General features: G+C 61.2%; 14 protein-coding genes and 3 pseudogenes. 10 read left to right on the top strand and 7 right to left on the bottom strand.

Annotated features, from left to right (window positions below):
- Nucleotides 1-331, top strand: a pseudogene (locus PVW46_RS00195) (methylamine utilization protein MauG); the annotation flags it as partial.
- Between the two features lie 41 nt (nt 332-372).
- On the opposite strand, the gene PVW46_RS00190 reads toward PVW46_RS00195, so the two are convergent.
- The 3 genes from PVW46_RS00190 to PVW46_RS00180 form a co-directional block, all read right to left on the bottom strand.
- Nucleotides 373-834: an NUDIX hydrolase gene (locus PVW46_RS00190; RefSeq protein ID WP_043140995.1), complete on the bottom strand. Its 462-nt coding sequence runs from the start codon at nt 832-834 to the stop codon at nt 373-375.
- 110 nt (nt 835-944) lie between these two features.
- The gene (locus tag PVW46_RS00185; RefSeq protein ID WP_069209495.1) at nt 945-2,645 is read right to left on the bottom strand and encodes a DUF4214 domain-containing protein; all 1,701 of its coding nucleotides are present in this window, start codon (nt 2,643-2,645) and stop codon (nt 945-947) included.
- Nucleotides 2,646-2,723: 78 nt separating this feature from the next.
- Nucleotides 2,724-2,957, bottom strand: a complete 234-nt coding sequence (locus PVW46_RS00180; protein WP_139132302.1) for a hypothetical protein — start codon at nt 2,955-2,957, stop codon at nt 2,724-2,726.
- A gap of 606 nt (nt 2,958-3,563) precedes the next feature.
- Between PVW46_RS00180 and PVW46_RS00175 the strand changes: the two genes are divergently transcribed.
- The 9 genes and pseudogenes from PVW46_RS00175 to PVW46_RS00140 all read left to right on the top strand — a co-directional run.
- Nucleotides 3,564-4,679 carry a tyrosine-type recombinase/integrase gene (locus PVW46_RS00175; RefSeq protein ID WP_338020512.1) on the top strand — a complete coding sequence of 372 codons (1,116 nt, stop codon included), beginning with the start codon at nt 3,564-3,566 and terminating at the stop codon, nt 4,677-4,679.
- A gap of 73 nt (nt 4,680-4,752) precedes the next feature.
- Nucleotides 4,753-5,265, top strand: a complete 513-nt coding sequence (locus PVW46_RS00170; RefSeq protein WP_139022585.1) for a hypothetical protein — start codon at nt 4,753-4,755, stop codon at nt 5,263-5,265.
- A 193-nt stretch (nt 5,266-5,458) separates the two neighbouring features.
- On the top strand, nt 5,459-5,647 hold the full coding sequence (locus PVW46_RS00165; RefSeq protein ID WP_082024622.1) for a helix-turn-helix transcriptional regulator: 189 nt from the start codon (nt 5,459-5,461) through the stop codon (nt 5,645-5,647).
- Between the two features lie 106 nt (nt 5,648-5,753).
- On the top strand, nt 5,754-6,068 hold the full coding sequence (locus tag PVW46_RS00160; protein WP_052244449.1) for a winged helix domain-containing protein: 315 nt from the start codon (nt 5,754-5,756) through the stop codon (nt 6,066-6,068).
- A 207-nt stretch (nt 6,069-6,275) separates the two neighbouring features.
- Nucleotides 6,276-6,851, top strand: coding sequence for a DUF7146 domain-containing protein (locus PVW46_RS00155; protein ID WP_223306191.1), 576 nt, complete (start codon nt 6,276-6,278; stop codon nt 6,849-6,851).
- Nucleotides 6,852-7,043, top strand: coding sequence for a toprim domain-containing protein (locus PVW46_RS00150; protein ID WP_223306190.1), 192 nt, complete (start codon nt 6,852-6,854; stop codon nt 7,041-7,043).
- Nucleotides 7,040-8,092, top strand: a pseudogene (locus PVW46_RS00145) (DUF3987 domain-containing protein); the annotation flags it as partial. The gene PVW46_RS00150 and the pseudogene PVW46_RS00145, both read left to right, overlap by 4 nt.
- Nucleotides 8,076-8,468: a DUF3987 domain-containing protein gene (locus PVW46_RS28700; protein ID WP_443137024.1), complete on the top strand. Its 393-nt coding sequence runs from the start codon at nt 8,076-8,078 to the stop codon at nt 8,466-8,468. The pseudogene PVW46_RS00145 and the gene PVW46_RS28700, both read left to right, overlap by 17 nt.
- Before the next feature lie 490 nt (nt 8,469-8,958).
- A pseudogene (locus tag PVW46_RS00140) lies at nt 8,959-9,183 on the top strand (transposase domain-containing protein); the annotation flags it as partial.
- A 49-nt stretch (nt 9,184-9,232) separates the two neighbouring features.
- On the opposite strand, the gene PVW46_RS00135 reads toward PVW46_RS00140, so the two are convergent.
- The 4 genes from PVW46_RS00135 to PVW46_RS00120 all read right to left on the bottom strand — a co-directional run bounded on the left by PVW46_RS00135 (nt 9,233) and on the right by PVW46_RS00120 (nt 14,285).
- Nucleotides 9,233-10,465 carry a calcium-binding protein gene (locus tag PVW46_RS00135; protein WP_139132303.1) on the bottom strand — a complete coding sequence of 411 codons (1,233 nt, stop codon included), beginning with the start codon at nt 10,463-10,465 and terminating at the stop codon, nt 9,233-9,235.
- Between the two features lie 58 nt (nt 10,466-10,523).
- On the bottom strand, nt 10,524-11,927 hold the full coding sequence (locus tag PVW46_RS00130; protein WP_083242286.1) for a nucleotide sugar dehydrogenase: 1,404 nt from the start codon (nt 11,925-11,927) through the stop codon (nt 10,524-10,526).
- A gap of 229 nt (nt 11,928-12,156) precedes the next feature.
- Complete coding sequence (locus PVW46_RS00125; protein ID WP_443137023.1) at nt 12,157-13,383, bottom strand: glycosyltransferase; 1,227 nt, start codon at nt 13,381-13,383, stop codon at nt 12,157-12,159.
- A gap of 353 nt (nt 13,384-13,736) precedes the next feature.
- Nucleotides 13,737-14,285, bottom strand: coding sequence for a hypothetical protein (locus PVW46_RS00120; RefSeq protein WP_043140988.1), 549 nt, complete (start codon nt 14,283-14,285; stop codon nt 13,737-13,739).
- Nucleotides 14,286-14,632: the final 347 nt, after the last annotated feature.

Genomic DNA, 14,632 nt, shown 5'->3' with positions numbered 1-14,632 from the left:
GACCGCGCCCTATGGGCACAACGGCGCCTATCCCACGCTGCGCGCCATGATCCGCCACATGTGCGACCCGCTGACCGCCCGCAACGAATGGACCCCCGGCATGGCCCGCCTGCCGGACGTGGCCTGGCTGAACGATCGCGACTTCACCCTTGTCGGCGACATGCTGGAAACCGCGCAGCAGGTCGCCTACCTCGATATTTCCCCGGTCGACATGGTCGAGGCGGATATCGACGCGCTCGAGGCCTTTCTGAACGCATTGACCGGCGAAACCGCAGAGAAACGCCCGATGGGCCGGCCAGACACGGTGCCCAGCGGACTGCCGGTGGACTGACGCCCCTTGGCCCCGAATGGACCGCGGTCCATCGACCGCATTCAATCCATGCGGTCGATCAGCTTGCGGATGGCGGGCTCCTTGTGCGGCTTCTTCTGAAGCCGCAGCAACAATTCTGCCAGGTCCCCTTCGTCGACGCGCTGTGCCGCCGCCTTGGGGGTGAACCACTTGCGCTTGCGTTCCTTGCGCTCTTTCCAGTCACGCAGCAGCTTTTCCACAAACATCGGGTAGACCTCGACCGTGCAGGGCACGACACTCCCATCGTCCATGACCTTGCCATAGCTGTATGTGCCGATCATCTCGGTCCCGACATGACCCTTGGCGCCCGCCTCTTCCAGTGCCTCGATCTCTGCCGCACGCCAAGGTTTCTTGCCATCCATCTGCCAGCCCTTGGGCATCACCCAGCGTCCGGTATCCCGTGATGTCACCATAAGGACCTTGACCTGATCCTTGGCGTCCCTGCGCATCGGCAGGGCGGCTATCTGCTCGCCTTGTCCCGGCACGGGTGCCTCCTCCTGAAATACTGGGCGGCCCTGCGTCTCCCCTCGCCGACCGCCCGTCTGAAAAAGCCTTCACCCGCAGGCATCGCATCTCGGCGCGCCCGGAACCACCCCTAAAGCAGGGTGAACATATCCTCGGTCAGGCTGTCCACGTCACGATCCATGAGGATGATCCTCACGCCATTGTCGTAAAAGACCGCGTCCTCCCCCTCTTGCGTGACATGGCTCAGCGCCTCGGCGGTGTCGGCATAGTCGAACCCAACCAGTTCAATCCTATCCCAGCTTTCCCAGTCGGTGATCCAGTGCTGCCCGCCCTGCTCGTAGTGGAACACGAAGGTGTCCGAAAACAGGCCGCCGGACAGAACCCCGCCGCCGCCCTCGGGGATCAGCCGGTCGTCGGCGCCATAGCCAAGCATGAAGTCCCGCAGCGCCGGGCCGGTGTTTTCCACGAATTCCGGGCTGTCCATGAAATGCCGGACCACAGCGACGCGGCTGGCCCCGTCTTCCAGCAGCCCGACCCAGGTCGCAAAACCGCCGGGATCGGGGTCTCGGTCCAGCACGTTGTTGTAAAGCAGCGTCACGAACTCCGCGTCCGTGGTGTCGCCATAGGTGGCCTGGAACTCTGCCGATCCGACGAAAAAGGCGACCGTTCCGCCGAAATCCCAACCGTTGGACAGTTTCTCGACCCAGCCCGAGAAGCCGCCATAGTCCGGGTCACGGTCAAAGACCGCGCGATACAGGCGATAGACATCATCCGCCCAGGTTGTCGGATCGTGGAATTCGTCGAAGACCGCCTGCGCCGCCTCCGTGCGGGTCACATGTTCTGGGCTTTCGGCGAAATGCCGGACCACCGCCGTCCGCGACATTCCGGCCTCCATCCGCTCCACCCAGGACTGGGCATCCTCTTCGGTTGGCCCCCGGTTGAAGACGTTGAGATAGAGCAACCCGACGAAATCGAGATCATCCGTGTCGCCGTAGGTGTCACGAAACTCGCGCGACCCCATGAAAGCTTCGGCGATCGCCTCGTGGGTCATGGCGCCCGACGCCAGGCGGGTCAGCCATTCCTGGTGCCCGTTCGCATCCGGCTCTCGTCCGAAAACCGCAAGGTACAGGCGATAGATCTGGGCCGAGATCTCGATCCCGTAAAGGCCACGCTCATCCCCGATCAGGTAGTCGCGATCGAGTCCACCGCGCAGGACATCGGCCCCTGCCCCGCCGACCAGCACGTCAGTCCCCGCCATGCCGGTCACAAGATCGTCGCCCGCAGCCCCGTTCATGTAATTGCCGGACGCCGAACCGATCAGGTACTCGTCATCGGCATCGCCGAACATGCGCGTGCCTTCGGTGTGATAGTTGTGCTGAACGTAATGCCCCTCTGTCAGGTTGTTGTCGATGATCTCCTCGAACGGTCCTGGCACGATCCACCCGAACAGATAGAGGTCGGCGGTGAATGACCGGAACTGGTCGGGCGAAAACGTGAAGGGATAGATCTGCGCGCCGCCGACCTCTCCGGGCAGAACGGCCACCTCGGCAGCATCGGGTGACATCCTGTCTTCACCCGAGGCATAGACCCGCAGTTCGAAGGCCTGCATCGGGCGGTTGCCCAGGTTGCCACCGAAGACGACGAAATCAAGCGGCCCAGCCTGGTCCCCCGCCAGGAAGGACAGGTCGACATAGAAATCCGTGATCCGCTGGTCTTCGTGAACCGTCACCTCACGCGGGGTCGAGGCGTTGTTGGTTTCGTCCAACTCGGCGATCTCGTTCTCCGGGTCGGCCAGGAGGGCGATATAGTAGGTTCCCGGCTGCAGGCCCAAGGCATCATAGTCGATCTCGATCGGCGGGCCGGTGAAATGCTCGAAGTGGTAGGTGTCGATGACGTTCTGATAGGCGGATTAGGTCCAGGATCCGATCAGCAGATCATCAGCTGTCACCTCTGGGTCGGTCGACAGGTAGATGCCAAAGGTAAAGGGCGGCGCGTCGGCATCCCCCTGGTTCGCGATGGTTCCGCCCGAGTGCAGGAAATCACCGTGCAAGATCATCCCACCGGTTGGGCCGACCTCTCCCTCGACGGCGACATAGCCATCCGCAAGGACCAGATCGGGCAAGGGCTGAGCGGCTGATTGCATGGCGGCCGTGCCGGCTTTCACCTGCGAAGAGGCCGAAAAAGTGTTACTCTTCAGAAGGCTACCAGTACGACGCAAATTCGCGGGCACGCTAGGTCAAATGTGCGTTCCGGACAACGGCGGAACTGACGCCAAAGTGCGACAGATGGTGCGCTTGGTAGGGTTCGACGTCTGCTATGTCTGGTAGTGGAGAGAGTGGCTGGCAAGGGACCTCCCCGCTGCGAGTGCCGCGTTGAGCGGGCTAGGCGGGGGAAGTGGCGGACCGAGGAACCGCCAGAGTTAGGTTGCGACTTTTCGGACCCCGCCGCAATTCGTCGTTTCAATACAGACTTGTACGGAGAAAATTTGCGATTCCAACCCGCCAAACTTTGCAATCCGTCGCAAGAAATCGCACTCTTTTTAGGTGGGTAAGTTGGAGTCGGCCCTTTGCCGCGTGTTGCCAAGGAACTGTCTGCACTAGATGTAAAAAGGTTGCAGCACCCTGGAAGGGGTAGCAACGCGCTCTTTGCAGTGGGTGGGGTATCGGGCCTCAACCTGCAAATCACCCCAAACGGTGGACGCACATGGCTTCTGCGCGTAACCGTGGGCGGTAGACGCCGCTAAATTGGCTTGGGCGGATTTCCCGATGTGACCCTTGCGCAAGCCCGTAAGCGCGCGCGGGAAACCAAGGACAAGATCCGGCAGGGCATCGACCCTGTGGAAGAACGCAAGGCAGCGCAGGCCGCACTGGCGGCGGCACAGCGGCGCGGGCTGACCTTTGCGGATGCGACCGACAAATACCTGGCGACAAAGTTGGACGCCTTCAAGAACGCCAAGCATCGCCAGCAATGGCAGAACACCTTGCAGACCTACGCCATGCCTGAACTTGGCAAAATGCTGGTGGATGAAATCACGGTGCAGGATGTTTTGCGCGTTCTTGAACCGATCTGGCAGACCAAGACGGAAACCGCGTCCCGCCTGCGTGGACGGATTGAAAGCGTGCTGTCATGGGCCACGGTGGCGGGGCACCGTAGCGGCGACAATCCCGCCCGTTGGGTCGGAAACTTGAAAGAGCTTCTACCCGCCGCCGCGAAGGTGGCGAATCAGAACAATCAACCGGCTGTTCAGATCGACGATGCGCCGCGCTGGTTCACAGCGCTGCGAAACCGCGACGGCACGGGCGCACGCGCTTTGGAATTTGCCGCCCTGACCGCTTCACGTTCAAAAGAGGTGCGCGGCGCTGTCTGGGAGGAAATCGACCTGGACGCGGGGCTATGGGTCATTCCAGCGGCGCGCATGAAGATGGACCGGGAACACCGCGTGCCGCTAACGCCCGAGGCCCTGGCGCTTTTGGAGGCTCTACCGCGCTTCGAGGATAACCCGCTGGTTTCTCCGGCGCCGCGTGGGGGCGAAAGGTCCGACATGACCCTGAGCGCGGCCATGAAACGGTTGCACAAGGCTGACGTCGATGCAGGCGGGCCGGGTTTCGTGGACCGGGTAAGCACACGCCCGGCGGTGCCGCACGGGCTGCGCAGCACCTTCCGCGATTGGGTGGCCGAGCGCACGCATTTCCCTGGTGACATGGCCGAGGTGGCCTTGGCGCACAAGGTGAGCAATGCTGTGGAGGCGTCTTACCGGCGCGGCGACATGGTGGAGAAACGCCGCGCGATGATGGCGGCTTGGGCGGAATACTTGACCGGAAAGGACCGGGCCGGGGCAGATGTGGTGAGGTTGAGCGGTGTTTAGTAACGTTGGCTGCATTTCAGTGGCCGAAATCTACAATGACGCTAAGACTTGGGACGTCAGAGGCGGCAGGAAGTTGAGCGCCATTGATTTCATTGAGTATGCAGTTGCGCAAAAGAGCTTTACTCTATGCACCCCCCAAGGCGGCACGCTAATGGCCGCCCCACAGATGTTCTTGCGCCACAGGACCATCCGTGAGCGTTTTCTCCACATACACCCTGCTGTAAGTGCTTCATCATTCATGGTCTCCAAGGCAGCCCTTGACGGAAAGGCCGAGCCAGCTTTGGCACAAGTTTCCGAAATTCAAACGAAAATAAATAGCGGAGAGATTTCAAGACCTGCCTCTGGCGTGGTGCCGGAATTCAGGGAGGCTGTTTTGCATTATGCTCACTTGGCGCGACTGCAAGAAATATTCTCACCACTTGACGGATGTTCACTCCAATTGAGCCTTCAAGACCGCCCTCGAAACTACTCTGATGTAGAAAACCCACGCTTCGAATCCGTCAAGCCTGACGAAATGTCCGACCGTGACATTCTCCAAGAGATAATTGGTCTTGCAAGAAGCGGAGAACGCCTCACTCGTGATTAGATTCGCAATCGCGTATGCCCCGAGCTTAAAACTGATGCGTGGCGCATGCTGTGGAAGGAAGCCACGACAATTTGCCCGGAGCTCTCAAAGCCGGGGCCGCGATAGGCGGAGTTCGTTCGAAACCGAAACCAGTTCGTGTCTCGATCTCAGTCACGCACATTGCCTCCAATTGCAACTGATTGGAGTGAATGGCATGGCCCATACATACGTCGCAGATATCCAAGTCGCCGCTCGATATAATGTCCACCGCTCGACGTCCTGGCGCTGGGTCAAGACGGACCCGAGTTTTCCCAAGCCTGTCACCCTGACGCCCGGCTGCACCCGCTGGAAGCTGTCTGATCTGGAAGCTTGGGAAGCCGCCAAGAGCGGCGATGCCGCATAAGATAACCGCCACCCCGAGGGGCGGCGGCGCTATTTCTACGCGGTATTCGACACACCCGAAAGATAGCCCAGCGCCCCTTGTGTTTCAACAAACATGAGGCCGAGCAATGGCACAGAAGAAATGGGCGAAAGCGCCCTATATTGTCACCCTGCCCAATGGTGAAACGCAAACCGTCATCATTGGCGGACGTGTGAGATGGGCAATCGAGGAACTGTGGAAAGCTGGCCCGGCGGGCCGCACTGGACGCGAAGCATTGGGGCCGCGATGCGCGGCCTATATCTGGCAGGCCAAACACGTTCACGGCATCCCGATTGCCGATGCCTGGGAAAGCCATGAAGGCGAGCACCCCGGCAGGCATAAGCGCTGGTGGCTGGATAGCGAAATCCTTTCCTGCATACAGGAAAGCGAGGGCCAGTCATGAACCGGCTGCAAATCTTCTATCTCCGCCGCTTGCACGGCCTGACCGAAGCACAGGCGCAGGCCGTCGCCGCCCTGATCTGGGGGGCAGGCAATGACTGACGCACGCGACATGACAAACCGCCTTGGCGGCAAGTGGCTTCGCACCTATGGCACCGCGCCTTGCCCGGTGTGCCAGCCCGAAGGCCGGAAGGATCAAAACGCTCTGACTATGCATGATGGCGAGGCCGGGCGGCTGCTGGCGCATTGCAAGCGGTTGAACTGTGATTTTCGGGACATTCTGGCGGCGGCTGTTGTTGCCCCCGGAGACTATCGCGCGCCGGATCCGTTTGAACTGGCCCGCCGCGAAGCGGAACAGCGAAACGAAACCGCGCACCGCGCGCGTAGTGCGCAGCAAAACTGGCAAGAGGCGCAGCCATTGGCCGGAACCGTGGCAGAAAGTTACCTGCGCGGACGCGGCATCACCTGCGATCTGCCCGATAAACTCCGTTATCATCCGGCCTGCTGGCACGGTGCCACAGCGAAACGCTATCCCGCCCTGGTCGCGCTGGTGGAGGGCGGCAACGGTTTTGCGGTCCACAGAACCTACCTTTCCATGAACACCTCGGAAAAAGCGGCAATCGAGCCAAACAAGGCCATGCTGGGGGCAACCGCAGGCGGCGCTGTGCGGCTCGCTGAAGCCCAAGGTTCGTTGGTGGTGGCTGAGGGCATAGAAACCGCCCTGAGCCTTGCCTGTGGCCTTCTGCGCGCACCTGCGACCATCTGGGCGGCGCTCTCTACCTCTTGAATGCGCGGGCTGCGACTTCCGCCCGACGCGGGGCGACTGACCATGGCCCCCGATGGCGACCCGGCGGGCCGCGCGGCTGCGCACGCTCTGGCCGAACGGGCACACGCGACCGGCTGGGCCGTGTCGCTCTTACCCGCCCCCGATGGCCACGACTGGAATGATATTCTGATGATGAAAGGGACGCGCGCATGACCGCCTTCAATCCCGCCAAACCCATCCCGTTCACACCCGAAGGACCGCAACCGCTGGTGCGCGAGATTGCCCCCGGTGCGCAGTATCCCGTCACCCATCTCGGACCATTGCGCGAGGCGGTGGAAGCGGTGCAGGGCATGGCGCAGGCCCCCGTCGCAATCCCGGCGGCTTCCGCCCTGGCGGTGGCATCGCTGGCGGTGCAGAGCTTTGCGAATGTGGAAACGCTGGGCGGGCCGCGTCCCGTATCGCTTTACGCACTGACCATCGCCCGCAGCGGCGAACGAAAATCAAGCTGTGACGGGCCGCTGATGGCCGCCCTGCGCGACCATGAAAGGGAACGCGCCAATGCCCAGCGCGAAGCCTTTACGGCTTGGCAGAATGCGCACGCGCTATGGAAAGGCGAGCGCGACCGCATCCTTGCCGAGGCCAAGAAGAGCAAGGGAGAAAAGCGCACCGCTGCGCAGGCCGACCTTGACGCGCTCGGGGCGGAACCGGCGGCACCGCCCAGCGCCGACCGCACCGTGACCGAACCGACCTTTGAAGGCCTGACCCGGCTTTTCGCCACGGGGCAACCGTCGCTCGGGATTTTCAGCGACGAAGGAGGGCAATTCCTGGGCGGGCACGCCATGAACAGCGACAACCGGCAAAAGACGCTGGCCGCGCTGAATGACCTTTGGCAGGGCAACCCGATACGCCGCACGCGGGCCGGTGACGGGCACGCAACGCTCTACGGGCGCAGGCTGGCGGTGCACCTGATGGTGCAGCCCGCCATCGCCCGCGCTTTCATGGCCGACCGTATGGCGGCGGATACGGGCTTTCTGCCGCGTTTCCTGATTAGCGAACCCCCTTCGACCATTGGCACGCGCCTTCACGCGAACGCACGGGGCGATTCCGTGACCGTGGCGGGCTTCGGGCAACGGCTGCGCACGATACTGGAAACACCCTTGCCGATGGACGACGAAACCCGCGAACTCTTGCCCCGCGTACTGCCGCTCGCCCCCGAGGCCCGCGCGTTGCTGGTCCGCTTAGCCGATGCAATCGAGGCCGCGCAGGCCCCCCAGTGGCGACCTCGCAAACGTCACCGGCTATGCCAGAAAGGCGGCGGAACAAGCCGCGCGCATCGCGGGTGTGCTGACGCTATGGCGCGACCTGGATGCACCTGCCGTCACCGCGCCGGACATGGGCGACGGCATCGCGCTTGCGCAATTCTACCTGTCCGAGGCGGTGCGATTGGCCGACGCTGCGACGGTATCACAAGAAATCGACCGTGCCGAAGCACTGCGCAAATGGCTGCTGGAAAGCTGGGAACATTCTGACGTCATGGTGCCGCTCTGGGCATCCTTGAGCGGCACGGATGGATTGCGCCGCTCGCCCCTGGCACGGTGGTGCGCGGGGCTGCGCGGAATAAAGCGTGGGCAATCGTGAAGGGTGGCGGCGATGTGGTTTGATGTGTCCGCCGCGCTTGCTGAAATCGAAGGCGACACAGAGCCCGCCGCCGAGGCTCGACCCGCTGCGACAATCGCGACACCTGCGACACAAGCCCCGGATCCACGCCCCGTGTCGCGATTGTCGCAAGTGTCGCAAGCCCCTGAGGCTGACAATTCGTCTCGCGTCGCAAGTGTCGCAACACGCCCGCCCGCGACCCCGGCGCGCCCCGTCCCCCCTTCATGGCTGGACGGAGAACCTTTCCCGCACGGCAAGTCCCCTGGTGGCCGCCCATTGACCTGGACGGGCCGTGTCGTGTCGCTGGACGATTGGCGCACGCTGTCGGATTGGGACCGCCACGGGCCGGGTGAAAGGCGGTGGTGGTGCTGCAAGAGGAGGCAGTGGCTTGAATCTTGATCGAAAGGTTTGCAAGATTTGACCTAACCTGCAGTGACCAGATGTGAGGATGATATGGGGCCGGATCGACCGACGAGGGATGAAGCCTGTGGCTATAGGCAGGAAAAACTGGATGTTTGCCGGTTCTAAGGGCGGCGGAGAAGCCATGGCCACCGCCTTCACCGTCATCGAGACCGCCAAGTTGAACGGCATAGATCCCCAAGCCTGGCTGACCTGGGTGCTCGGGCGCATCGCTGACCACAAGACCAACCGTCTCGACGAACTGATGCCTTGGAGTTACGCTGCGCAGGCAGCGTAAGCGGGACCGCCGACACCCTGCCAGAGCACCTTCACCGGGCGGTCACGCTTCAGGCGATCTGAATAGCGCTGATCACAAGCTCTTCGAAGCTGGCTTCGTCGAGCATTTTGCTGTTTTCGATCGATATATGCAGATCGCCAAACTGCAAGAGACCATCGCCCGATGGCTGCACGATGAAGGCGTCGGCAAGCATTAGCAGGGGATCTGCTGCCGCCAACAGTTCATCGAAACCGGCAAAGACTATGATATCGTCCGCGTTCAAATCAATGATGGTGTCGCTGGATCCGTCGCTGGTTTCGGCATCGAAGACAAACCAATCGGTCCCAGAGCCGCCCGACAGGCTGTCTGCGCCAAACCCGCCGATCAGGGTATCGTCTCCCGAGGTCCCGATGAGCGTATCGTCTCCGTCGCCACCGCTCATGGAATCATTGCCGCTTTGGCCTTCGAGCAGGTCATTGCCGGCAGATCCGATCAGGGTATCGTTATCCTTGCCGCCAAAGAGGTTGTCTGATCCATCGCCACCGTCGATCACGTCATTGCCGTTGCCGCCGTAGATCATGTCCACGTCGTCACCGCCATACAGGCTGTCATCGCCTGTGTCTCCGTATAGCCGATCCTCGCCCGCGCCGCCGTCGAGCAGGTCATTGTCCTTGCCACCTTTCAGCAAGTCAGCGCCGTCGCCACCTTGCAAGGTGTCTGCGTCATCGCCACCGGACAATTTGTCCGCGCCGGAACCACCCACCAGAAGGTCCTCGCCAGAGTCGCCGAAAAGGCTGTCATCCGCCGCGTTGCCAAGAACCGTATCATTGCCCGAGTTGCCGAAGACAGGCCCGGATGCGCCACCGGCAAGCAGGATGACCGTGTCGTCCCCGTCCTTGGCATCGCGTTCCGTTTCCGACGGAGACAGAAAGACGAAATCGTCTTCGACAGTGAACAGGCCTCGGTCTTCGGCAAAGCTTATTCCGTCGGGACCGATCGAAACCTGTACAGGTTCCAGATGCATATCAACGGTGCGCAGGAACAGGCCCGAAGGGCTTACCGAAACCGACGCGCCGATCTTGGAAATGCGATCCAGGAAGGATTCCGGAATCTCGTCCAGAGAGGGCAACCACTTACCTTGCCCCTTGTGCCCGGGGTGGGCCGCGTCAAGCGAGCGCGCCCATTTCAGCAAGTGGGCTTCGGTTGGTGGGGCAAGATCGAGGTCGGGAATTGGCCCGCGTGGGACGTTGCCGGGTGTGCCGGCCGACTTCGCAAGAGACTTGGCGGCTTTGGGTACTGGCATGGTCTTTCACTCCGAATGAATTGTATTGCGCGGCTCCGCCTGTCGGCCCGCAAACTGGTTACCAGCCGATGCCGTGGCAGTGCGCGGGTTCGGTCTGTCCGGCAAACAGGCGAGCAACGTCGATGACCGGAACAAACACGTCCTGCGCCGCCTGGCGGTATTCAGGCAGGGCGTGGGTCACGATCACCGCATCCGCGTCCTGAAGCGTGTCCGCGATGTCTTCGCTCAGAAGCTGCGGCAACTGCTGGCAGAGGTCTTGCAAACCCGGTTTCGTCGAGGCCGCGTGGCGCGCACTTTCGGCAACATTGTCAGATGTCACGAAGTGGTCATGTGCGCTGACGGCGATGCCTTTTTCCTGAAGCTGGGCGATCACGTCCAGGATCGGGCTTTCGCGCAGGTCGTTGGTGCCGGGCTTGAAGGCAAGGCCAAGTACGGCCACCTTGCGGGGTCGCGCGGCAAGAAGCATGGCAACGGCCCGGTCGATCTGCGCCAGGTTGGACTGATCAAGGCTACCGATCAGGGGCAGGTCAACGTTTCGGCTCTGCGCCAAATGGTTCATCGCCCGCACTTCCTTGGGCAGGCAGGACCCGCCGTAGGCGAAGCCCGGCTTTAGGTAATAGGGCGACAAATTCAGCTTGGTGTCCTGGCAAAAGATGTCCATGACGTCTCTTCCGTCGATATCCAGGGCCTTGGACAGGCGACCGATCTCGTTTGCGAAGCAGACCTTGTTCGCGTGCCAGACATTGTCGACGTATTTGACCAGTTCGGCGGTTTCGATTTCGGTCAGGATCGGCTTGGCATCGACGGGCTCGAAGATCCGGGCCACGATTGCGACAGAGCGTTCATCCGACGCGCCGATGACCGTCTTGGGCGGCGTCCGGAAGTCATCTACCGCGACACCTTCGCGCAAGAATTCGGGAACAAAGGCGATGCCGAAGTCGACGCCGGCCGCCTTGCGTGACGCTTGCTCGATCCGGCGTGCCATGACGTTCATCGTGGTTCCCGGCGGAACAGAACACCGCAAAACGACCACGTGAAAGCTCTTCTTGGTTGCGATGGCGGCACCGATCGTATCGGCCACGCTTTCGATGTAACGCAAGTCACAAGAGCCATCGGAGGCGGTCGGCGTGCCGACGGAAACAAAGGTCGCATCCGTACCGGCAACGGCCGCACAGAGGTCGTCGGTGGCAGAGATTGCCCCGCACTTGACGCCGTCGGCCAACAGGTCATCGAGGCCCGCTTCGTGAATCGGGGATTTGCCTTCCATGACGTTCGCGATCTTGAGCGGATCGACGTCCACGCCAACGACCTGGTGGCCGAGCGATGCAAGACATCCAGCGGTCACCGATCCGACGTAGCCGAGACCGACGACGCTGATGCGCGGTTTGTGGTCCGGAACCAGATAGGGCTGGAACCCCCTCGACACATCTGAATGCCAGTTCGCAGAGACAGCGTCCAACATTTGCTCATTACCTCGATTTCTGTTTCTTTAAGTTGGACAATTAACCTTCATTGTGGTCGAAATTGGACGCTATTAAGAATATGTTAGGATTTGCAGGACTCGCCTCAACTTATTGACGATAAATCGAAAATTAGGATGTCTCTGGTGTTTGAAACCGGACATCTTCACCAAAAGGGAAAGGCAGGCCAGGTCTTCCTGCGTCACGTCGGGCCCTGGATCTGAACGGGGTTCAGAACGTCTGGAACAATGCGCCGGAGCCCAAGACCAGTGCCACTACTTGTATGAAGACAAGGGCAACCGTGACGAACTGGAAAAGCGCGACGGCAGACTTGGCCCGGTAGGCAAGGCTGACTTCGTGCTGAGCTCTCTGACCGCCCCGGTTGGCCCAGCGCTGCTTGTGTGGAAAGAAGATCATGAAAGACTTCACCGAAGCATTCAAAAGCTGGTTGGCATACAGCAGGAAAGGCCATGTCAGATCCGGCCGCTTGGCATACCGGAAGAGGAACAGGCTGAGCACCAGGCGGGACACCAGGATCCATGACAGGGCGATCCAGATATAGCCCGGGTCAAGGATCAGCGAGAGCAGGATCAATGTCGGGCTGACCAGCATGGTCCAGATCGCAAGACGCTGATCCAGCACGCACCACCAGATGAACCAGCCGACTTTTCCCGGCCCCAGTTGCAACGCGCGTGCTCCATTGCGCAGCATGTTGCCCGACCAGCGGCGCAGGTTCTGGACCATCCGATCCCGACCGCTGCCCTTGATGACTTCGACGGTATAGACGCAGACGTCCGGCACGTAGAGCATCTTTGCCCCACGTCCGAGCAGGAAGTACCAGGTGCTCTTGTCGTCCCCGGAGAGGAAGCGGAAACGCCCCCAGAGCCAATGATCGAGGAAATCCGCTTCGATGGTCCGGACAAAGGACAAATTGCAGATCTGCCGCGCCCGGAACATGCTCATCCGTCCGGTTAGGGTCAGGACCTTGTCGCTCATGGCGTGGCTCTGCATGGCGAGCCGGCGTTGTGCGAAACGCATGTTCAGCCAGCGGCGCATCCAGGACGGTCCATAAGTGATGGCCTCTTCGTCCGTCGTCAGGGCCTCGAGCTTGGCATCCGCGCCGAACATGGCGCAGCACCGCGCCAGGACACCAGGGCCCAGAATGGCGTCGCCATCCATGAACAGGATCAGGTCATCGTCGTCTGGAGCGGTACGAATGATGGCGCGCATCACAAGGCCAATTGCCATCCGCTTGCCAGGCTGGTTCTGGCGGATGAACGCTACTTCTGCGTCAAGATCGGCGCCATGTTCCCAGATAACTTCTTCGATGATGCGTTCGTCGTGACGCGCACCACTGCCGACCCAGATGGTCGCAGGTACGCCTATTTCGCGGATCTGATCCAGAAGTGCCTTGATCACGTGGCGCGTGATGGCCTCTTCTTCGTAGTAGGTCGTCATCTGGACATGCAGGTGCCGTGGTCGCCACCCGCCGTTCCAGATCCGGTCACAGTGACTGCGAATGCCCGGGAACTTGTCCTTTTCGTAACGGCGGGCGCGTTGTGCGTGGTTGAACCACCAGCCATACCGCCATATGCCCAGAAGCCCCAGGACCCAGGTGATCTCTTGGTGCTCCACATCGTAGAGGAACCCCGGGATCAAGACGACGCAAAGCAGACCAAGCAGAACCATGCCCGCCAGGGCCAGCATGTCCCGAAGACGCCATTTGTTCCCGGGAATCGGGGCCTGATGGACCCTCATACGTTCGGCGATGTCGCCATAGGGATCCGCGGGAAGCCAGCTGGTTTCGGGCATCAGTTCTTCTGCGTCTCGGCAGAGGCCGGACCGACACTCAGGGCCTGGTAGATGGGGAGAACAACAGGCTTGTATGCGAAGAAGGCAAAAAGCGCGTAGATGGCGACCGCCGTCAGGACCCGCGTCGGGCGTGGCAAGGCACGGCGCGTCTCCGCCGCGACTTCCTTCGGAGTTTGTTCCATCGAGATTTTTTCGACAGGCGCGTCCATCGCAAGGATCATGCGGTCCATCGTCATCGCCCGGCCCGTTGCCAATTGTCGGTAGAAGTTGGCCAAGACTTCAGACTCACGCTGGCCAATGGCCGAAAACCGGAAGCCGTCGATATCGGGGTCATAGGCCAACCTGGCTTGCAATGTAATGCCGAAGCCCTGGAAGGGGATGGTGATCGTGGCTTCGCCGCTAAGTCGGGGGACCGATATCGGACGCGTCACATGCTCAAGCGACCAGGACTCAGCCCAGAAACATCCCGCGCCCTCGAGGTCAACCAGAAGAGGTGCCTGGATGGTGTAGCTCAAATCTGGCAAAGCGGGTTCGAACCGGACTTTCATGTGCTTCATCCTTATTTAAATGAATAATGCTAGTCGAATGTGTCTATTGTTTGGCGTAGCGACGACAGTCGGGGGCGCTGAGGGGCATTGTTGTGTCAACGGCGCCAAAAGGGCGGCCGGTCTGGGCATGACGGGCGATTTGGCAGCCGCGCTCCCCAAGGAGTTGGGGTTGCCAAGGTGCCTTTGTCTGCAAGGACCAAATTCGAACTTGGTACAGCCGTTCTGGTGATGATCCGCCCCACCTGAGTGGTCTGCGTTGAGTGTTAGTGCATGGTCGGCCTTTGGTCCATCGGGACGATGGTTTCCGGAGCCGGCGGGCGGTAGCCCAGAGCACTGTGTGGTCGCTT

Source organism: Mameliella sp. AT18, assembly GCF_028807275.1.
In the GTDB taxonomy this organism is placed as follows: Bacteria; Pseudomonadota; Alphaproteobacteria; order Rhodobacterales; family Rhodobacteraceae; genus Antarctobacter; species Antarctobacter albus.
This window is presented reverse-complemented; position numbering and strand designations above follow the sequence as displayed.

Excerpts from the sequence above, each read along its gene's own strand:
- PVW46_RS00180 (WP_139132302.1), bottom strand. The coding sequence starts at position 2,957 with ATGCAATCAGCCGCTCAGCCCTTGCCCGATCTGGTCCTTGCGGATGGC.
- PVW46_RS00120 (WP_043140988.1), bottom strand. The coding sequence starts at position 14,285 with ATGAAAGTCCGGTTCGAACCCGCTTTGCCAGATTTGAGCTACACCATC.
- PVW46_RS00135 (WP_139132303.1), bottom strand. The coding sequence starts at position 10,465 with ATGCCAGTACCCAAAGCCGCCAAGTCTCTTGCGAAGTCGGCCGGCACA.
- PVW46_RS00155 (WP_223306191.1), top strand. The coding sequence starts at position 6,276 with ATGCATGATGGCGAGGCCGGGCGGCTGCTGGCGCATTGCAAGCGGTTG.
- PVW46_RS28700 (WP_443137024.1), top strand. The coding sequence starts at position 8,076 with ATGCAATCGAGGCCGCGCAGGCCCCCCAGTGGCGACCTCGCAAACGTC.
- PVW46_RS00125 (WP_443137023.1), bottom strand. The coding sequence starts at position 13,383 with ATGACGACCTACTACGAAGAAGAGGCCATCACGCGCCACGTGATCAAG.
- PVW46_RS00160 (WP_052244449.1), top strand. The coding sequence starts at position 5,754 with ATGGCACAGAAGAAATGGGCGAAAGCGCCCTATATTGTCACCCTGCCC.
- PVW46_RS00130 (WP_083242286.1), bottom strand. The coding sequence starts at position 11,927 with ATGTTGGACGCTGTCTCTGCGAACTGGCATTCAGATGTGTCGAGGGGG.
- PVW46_RS00150 (WP_223306190.1), top strand. The coding sequence starts at position 6,852 with ATGCGCGGGCTGCGACTTCCGCCCGACGCGGGGCGACTGACCATGGCC.
- PVW46_RS00165 (WP_082024622.1), top strand. The coding sequence starts at position 5,459 with ATGGCCCATACATACGTCGCAGATATCCAAGTCGCCGCTCGATATAAT.